The following is a 7,142-nucleotide window of genomic DNA, read 5'->3' as shown; positions in this document are numbered from 1 at the left end:
AATTCCTCCTTTTTCTTTTAGTTGCGACATTAAATTCGACACCATTTTTGAAGCATCTTCTGGAGAAACTAATCCAGCCCATAAGGGAAAGTAATTAGATGCACTTTCAAAAAATGTCTGTGTGTTCGTTTTAAAATTAAAATCAAAGAATTGCCCACGCTCTCAATTCCACATGAGTTCATGCATTAATTCAGATCTTTTATTTGCAAGTTCCGTCCAATATTCACTAGTAAAACCTTCAAAGTCATTATTAAAAATAGACTTTATAATATTGGCAAAATCTGTTTCGTATTTATAAAGTAAACTATTAAGATCAACGACATTTAGATCTGCACAAACATCATCTAAACGCCAAGAGGTATCATGCCCACTTTCTCTCAAACTCCTATCATACACAAAGTAAGTGTCTAATGCTTCGTTTATAATAACGTTAGATTGGTATTTTTCAGAATACTCTGCAATACTTAATCCTTTGGATTCGGCTAATGGTTTCAAAACAGTATCATAATGTCCCTCTTCACACTCTGGCGTTATACCTATGCCTTCTGCTAAATACCTATTTAAACCAGATTCTGTAAGTCGTTTACCTTGGACCATCCAAACGGTTTGGTATTCTTTTATGGCAGTTTTAAGATGGCTTTTTAGCCATTTAACATCTTTAGTTACTTCAAAAACCTCAACAATTAAACTAGAGTAGAATGGAGGTTGTGTTCTTGTGAGGTAATAGCTTCTGTTGGCATTTAATATTTTTCCGTAGTGTTCTATTTGATATTGAAAATTATCTGCCATTGCTTTGGCTAAGTCAACTCTTCCATCACATAATAAACCAACGGCTTCAAAATAGGAATCCCAACCATACATTTCGTTAAATCTTCCACCTGGAACCACAAATGGGACTCCAGTAACTTCGCCATCAACTTCTTCTAGTTTTAGACTAAGAATACCTGGTTTGTCGTTAATTGATTTTACATATTCCGGAGAAATATCTTTAGGAAGCACTACCATTTTAATGGCTAGATCTTTCTCTAAAGCTTGATAATAATTTTGCGCGAATGTATCTAAATAAGAAACATAAACAGGAAGTACTTCTGCAGTAAGCGTTTCATTTTTGGTATCTGAAATCAAAGCTTCTATTCCAGATTTATCCATACGACGAGTAAGACCTTTCCAATAATAATCTCGTATCATTCTAGATACACGATTGGCAGGCTGTTCTTCTATTTTATCAAGACTAATTTGAGCTATCTTTTTTCCTGACTGCTTTTGAATAACCAATTCTTGCAGCAGATTTGAGAGATAGTAGGTGCCTTTAATTTCATAGTTAATTCCATTAATAGAAGTGATGCTACCCCTAGCCCCTCCCAGGAGGGGAGGGGAAGAATTGATAATTTATTTGGGATAATTGATTTGATTTTTTATTATTGGAGATGTCTAATCGACTAAGAGAAGAAAAAAAATCCTTTGATCCAATCCTCTTATTTATAAGAAGAGGTAATACCAATTCTCAAAAACTTTGCTATACTTGGATTTTCTATTTCTAAATACTATTTATTGACGTAATTTTATTGTTAACTAACCTCTGTGATTTTTCCAGTTATTTTTACCACCTTCCAAGGGTAGCATTACTTTTGAGAAATGGTATAATTCTAAATTCTTAATTCTAAATTCTTAATTATTAAAATTTTTCCCATAGACTAGACAACTTTTTAGTCTTACAGAAGTTATACCTTTTTTAGTTTTCTAACACTATATATAGCAATCTTATTTAAGTTGTGAGATATTGTAGACTTTTAAGGAACAGGGAAATGCTATAAGAAGCAATCAAATTCTCAGAGTGCATCTCAGTATTGAAGAAAGCAAAAAATTTATCGCTTTTAGGGAATAGGGAATAGGAAAAAAGTATTTTTGTAAATATGAGATTCACCCAATTATCACACCTGATTCCTGATTTCTATATATATCTGACAATATAATTATATATGGTGTTTATATATAATTCCTACCTAAATTCTGTGCTGCTTGAGAATGGTTTTGAATATATTCGAGTATACTGCTAATCATGGCTTGGTCATTTCAGTTATCAGTTATCAGTTATCAGTACCTCTATCTGTTTGCGCAGCATGACCTAGGAAAGCCAGAGGCTTGAAAATACTAAATCTAATATTTTTTTCATCCCCTTATACCATTTATCAAAAACTTTTCTACATTTTGTTGATCAGGGGAGTAGAGGAGAATTCATTAATTGATAATGGATAATGGATAATGGATAATTGATAATTACCTCTGGTTAAAACCGTTACGGAATTGAATATAAGGAGATATTATTTCTTTTTTTTTTCCTTAAAAGGGGATGCCTTAAACCAAAATTATTTAATTATTAATAATTCGGTAAAAAGAAATAATAATTAACATTAACTGGGCTATTATTAACAAAAATAGGAAACAAAGACAGGATAGATAAATGAATATTAGACAAGTTTTACCTGTAGGAGTACTCATAATTATTGGTACATTTGGAATTACTAATATTTTTTCCCAAAGTAGTATTCGTACTTTAGAAGAATCTGCGGGATGGGTTGCTCATACCTATCAAGTTAAAGGTTTATTAAAAGGATTAGAAAAAACTTTAGTTGATGCAGAAACAGGACAACGGGGATTTATTTACTCTGGCCAAGAAAACTTCCTTGAACCATATAATTTGGCTCAAAAAACAATTGATGATAATTTGGAGGAACTTAAAACTCAAATATCTGATAATCCTGAGCAAATAAAAAGATTGGCTAAAGTTGCAGATTTAATAGAATCAAAAATATTAGAGTTAAAAGAAACTATAAAATTAAAAAGAGCTGGTGAAGAAAAAAAATTAAGAGAGTTAGTGTTATCTGGTCTAGGTAAACGGATAATGGATGAAATTCGGCAAAAAATTGATGAGATGATGGCTGTAGAAGATGAACTCCTGAACGCAAGAAAAAAACAAGCAAAAAAGGATTATCAGTTAGCAATAACTGTTTTGTGGAGTAGTTTGATAATAGTTATGATAGTGAGTTTAGTTATTATATTTGTGATTAATAAAATTGCCATTCAACCTATTAATGCTGTGGCTAATTTGATTGCAACTTCTGCTAATGAAATTGCTGCTACAGTCGAACAACAGGAACGCACCGCTTCTGTACAAGCTAATTCTGTTAATATTACCACTACAACAATGGATGAGTTAGATGCATCTTCTCGTCAGTCTACCGAACAAGCAAATGCAGCTAATAATACTGCCCAGTTAGCTTTAGAAGCTGCAGAAAAAGGAAATCATACTGTCAGAGAAACATTTGATGCTATGAATAATTTAAAAGTAAAAGTCGAGGCGATCGCTAATCAAATTTTCAGATTAAGCGAACAAACTAATCAAATTGGGCAAATTTCTCATATGGTAGGCGATCTAGCGAATCAAACAAATATATTAGCTTTGAATGCGAGGGTAGAAGCAGTGCGTGGGGGAGAGAATAGTCAAGGTTTTTCCATTGTCGCTGCTGAAATTAAGAAATTGGCAGCACAGAGTAAACAATCTGCTGAAAAAATTAGAATTTTAGTGGAGGAAATTCAAGACTCAATTCATTTAACAGTTTTGGTAACTGAAGAAGGAACTAAAACGGTGGAGTTGGGGATGGAAATAACAGAAATAACAACTGAAGCTTTTGCTAGAATAACTGACTCAGTGAACAATGTAGTTATTAATAATCAACAAATTTCTTTGAATATTCAACAACAAGCTAATGCTATTAAACCAGTGGTAGAAGCGATGGATAGTATTAATCAAGGAGCAAAGGAAACAGCGTTGGGAATTAGTCAAACACGTACAGGTACAGAGAATTTAAAGAAGGCTGCTGAACAATTGAAAACTATAATCTAATGAATAATTAATAATGAATAATTAATAATGAATGAGTTTAATTATTTAATTATTAGACATCTCCAAAAATTAAAAATAAAATCAATTCTTACCCATAAATTATCAATTATTCTTCCCTGTTCCCTCTTTTCTGGAGATGTCTATTAATTCATGCCGATGATAACTGATAGGGTTCAGTCTTCAGCACTGTTAACTGCTATCAGCACGGGAGCAAGATGCTCCCACTGTTAACTGATAACTGAAAAAAGGGGATTGACAAAAAAATTTGACATGGTACTATAAGCATAATGGAGAAAGTGCGCTCATATATACTCAAATAAATTAGGCCGAAAAAAACTATTTCCCTGCTAGGCACTATGGGATGAAGTCTGATAACTGATAACTGAAATTATGCATTCTGGAACAATCCTGAGACAACGTCACAAAATTATTGACACTCTCGGAAGCGGAGGATTCGGGGATACCTATTTAGCTCAAGATTTTAGACTTACCAGGAAACCCGAAATGTGTAGTCAAACATCTCAAACCTAAAGTTCCAGATCCAAATGAATAATTAATAATGGATGAGTTTAATTGTTAATTGTTAATTGATAATTGATAACTGTTAACTGATAACTGAAAAAAGGGGATTGACAAAAAAATTTGACATGGTACTATAAGCATAATGGAGAAGGTGCGCTCATATATACTCAAATAAATTAGGCCAAAAAACCATACTTGCCTACTAAAATAATGAATGAGTTTAATTCTTTAAAATTGCTAATTGTTGAAGAATAGTTGATAACTGAATAAGAAGAAGTCTCATAAGTGGTAACTAATAACTAAAAAAGCTGATAACTGATAACTGATAACTGATAACTGAAATTATGCAGTCTGGAACAATCCTGAAACAACGTTACGAAATTATTGACACTCTCGGAAGCGGAGGATTCGGGGATACCTATTTAGCTCAAGATTTAGACTTACCAGGAAACCCAAAATGTGTAGTCAAACATCTCAAACCTAAAGATCCAGATCCAGGAGTTTTGGCTACTGCCCAAAAGTTGTTTGAGAGAGAAGCAGAGACTTTATACAAATTAGGCGGAGACTCAGAGCAAATACCAAAATTATTTGCCCATTTTCAGGAAGGAACAGAATTTTACTTAGTACAAGAATATATAGAAGGGCACGATATTAGTAGGGAACTTACGCCAGGGAAAAAATTAAGTGAGTCTGACACCATTGCTTTACTCAAAGGAATATTAGAAGCATTAGCGGTAGCTCATCAAAATAATATAATTCACCGAGATATTAAGCCACAAAATTTGATGCGTCGTAAGTCAGATAGCAAAATAGTGTTGATAGATTTTGGGGCGGTAAAAGAAATAAGTGTATTAACTGCAAGTCAACAACCAGAAACAACAACTTTAACTGTAGCAGTAGGTACACCTGGTTATATGCCAAGTGAGCAAAGTAATGGTAAACCAAAACTTAGTAGCGATATCTATGCAGTGGGAATGGTAGGAATAAAAGCACTGACTGGTAAAAACCCAGGAAATTTACCGACAGATCCAAAGACAGAAAATGTCATCTGGCGGAATGAAGCAGAAGTGAGCGATCGTCTGGCAAATATATTAGATAGGATGGTACATGAATATTTTCCACAACGTTATGAAAATGCTACGGAAGTATTAGAAGCGTTAGGTTTTATCGCTCCACCAACACCAAAACCTACACCAGCTCCTACTCCTCCACTAAAACCACAAGCTCCCACTCAGATACTTACTACCGTTGCAGTCAACAGCAGGGGTAAAATAATTAGTCGCCCACCAGGACAAACTCCTACCCCTCCACCAAACCCAAAATTCCTATTCAGACATTTACTACTGTCACAGTTGACGGAAAAGGAGAAATAATTAGTCGCCGTGAAGCTCAAGCAGAAGTAATAACAGAAAACCTCGGTAATGGAGTCACCTTGGAAATGGTAAAGATTCCTGGAGGTAGATTTCTCATGGGCTCTCCAGAGACAGAAGCAGGGAGAAGAGAGAATGAAAGTCCGCAACATTATGTGGATGTGCCAGAATTTTTCATGGGAAAGTATCCAGTTACTCAAGCGCAGTGGGAAGCAGTTATGGGAAAAAAGAATTTTTGGCAAGTGATTGGGGGAGGGAGAAGTGCAAATAATCCTTCTGGGTTTAAAGGTGCAAACCGCCCTGTAGAAAGGGTAAGTTGGAACGAGGCGACAGAGTTTTGTCAGAAACTCTCAGAAATAACGGGTAAAAAATATAGTTTACCTAGTGAGAGTCAGTGGGAATATGCGCGCCCGTGCAGGAACAACAACACCATTTTATTTTGGCAAAACTATAACGTCTGAGTTAGTTAACTATGATGGTAATTATCCTTATGGAAATGCTCCGAAAGGAATATATCGTGAAGAAACAACAGATGTAGGAATTTTTCCTCCCAATGGTTTTGGTTTATACGATATGCACGGTAATGTCTGGGAATGGTGTCAGGATGTTTGGCACAGTAACTATAATGGAGCACCTACTGATGGAAGTGCTTGGGAAACTGGGGGAAATGATAATGTTTCACCGCTGCGTGGCGGCTGCTGGAGCGACGATCCTGGTGGCTGCCGTTCCGCGTGTCGCAGCTTTGACGTCGTTAGGCACGACAACCGCTACAATAATGTGGGTTTTCGTCTTGTGTGTTCAGGTGAGAGAACTCTTTAACCCTTTTCTCTTTTCTCCTTTTCCCCTTTTTCCTCTCCCCCCGCGAAGCAGGAAAAATGTTTTTTTCAGAGTGGAGAAGTTAGGGCAAGACAAGGATTTTGCCACGGATACACGGATGATAGAATCTGCTTATTCGATCGCGATAACTATTGTCCAATAGATGAATCAAACATCAATCTGTGGAAACAGAGCGATATAGCTGGTAATTTTTCCAGACTTAAAATTGCTCAAACCAATATAAGTCGATGCTTTGAAATTGAATTAGCAAACTCTAACTATTGTCCAATAGATCAATCAAACATCAATCTCTGAAAAGACAGCGATATAGCTCATACTTTTTCCAGACTTAAAATTGCTCAAACCAATATCAGTCAATGCTTTGATATTGAATCAGCAAACCCTAACTATTGTCCAATAGATCAATCAAACATCAATCTCTGAAAAGACAGCGATATAGCTCATACTTTTTCCAGACTTAAAATTGCTCAAACCAATATCAGTCAATGCTTTGATATTGAATCAGCAAA

1 protein-coding gene and 3 pseudogenes are annotated in these 7,142 nt (G+C 35.1%); 3 read left to right on the top strand and 1 reads right to left on the bottom strand.

Going from position 1 to position 7,142, the window contains the following annotated elements:
* Nucleotides 1-1,275 (bottom strand): annotated as a pseudogene (locus F6K54_RS36850) (trehalase family glycosidase); the annotation flags it as partial.
* A 1,186-nt stretch (nucleotides 1,276-2,461) separates the two neighbouring features.
* On the opposite strand from F6K54_RS36850, the gene F6K54_RS36845 reads away from it, so the two are divergent.
* From F6K54_RS36845 to F6K54_RS36840, 3 genes and pseudogenes are all read left to right on the top strand, one after another.
* Entirely contained in the window at nucleotides 2,462-3,904 is a 1,443-nt protein-coding gene (locus F6K54_RS36845) for a CHASE3 domain-containing protein (protein WP_293088881.1), read from the top strand.
* 390 nt (nucleotides 3,905-4,294) lie between these two features.
* Nucleotides 4,295-4,448 (top strand): annotated as a pseudogene (locus F6K54_RS43920) (serine/threonine protein kinase); the annotation flags it as partial.
* 322 nt (nucleotides 4,449-4,770) lie between these two features.
* Nucleotides 4,771-6,615 (top strand): annotated as a pseudogene (locus F6K54_RS36840) (SUMF1/EgtB/PvdO family nonheme iron enzyme).
* Nucleotides 6,616-7,142: the final 527 nt, after the last annotated feature.

The organism is Okeania sp. SIO3B5, assembly GCF_010692555.1.
Lineage (GTDB): Bacteria > Cyanobacteriota > Cyanobacteriia > Cyanobacteriales > Microcoleaceae > Okeania.
The sequence above is the reverse complement of the archived record's forward strand: the minus strand, read 5'-3'. Positions and strand labels throughout refer to the sequence as shown.

Bases quoted from the DNA above. Each gene is read 5' to 3' on its own strand.
- F6K54_RS36845 (WP_293088881.1), top strand. From the start codon at position 2,462: ATGAATATTAGACAAGTTTTACCTGTAGGAGTACTCATAATTATTGGT.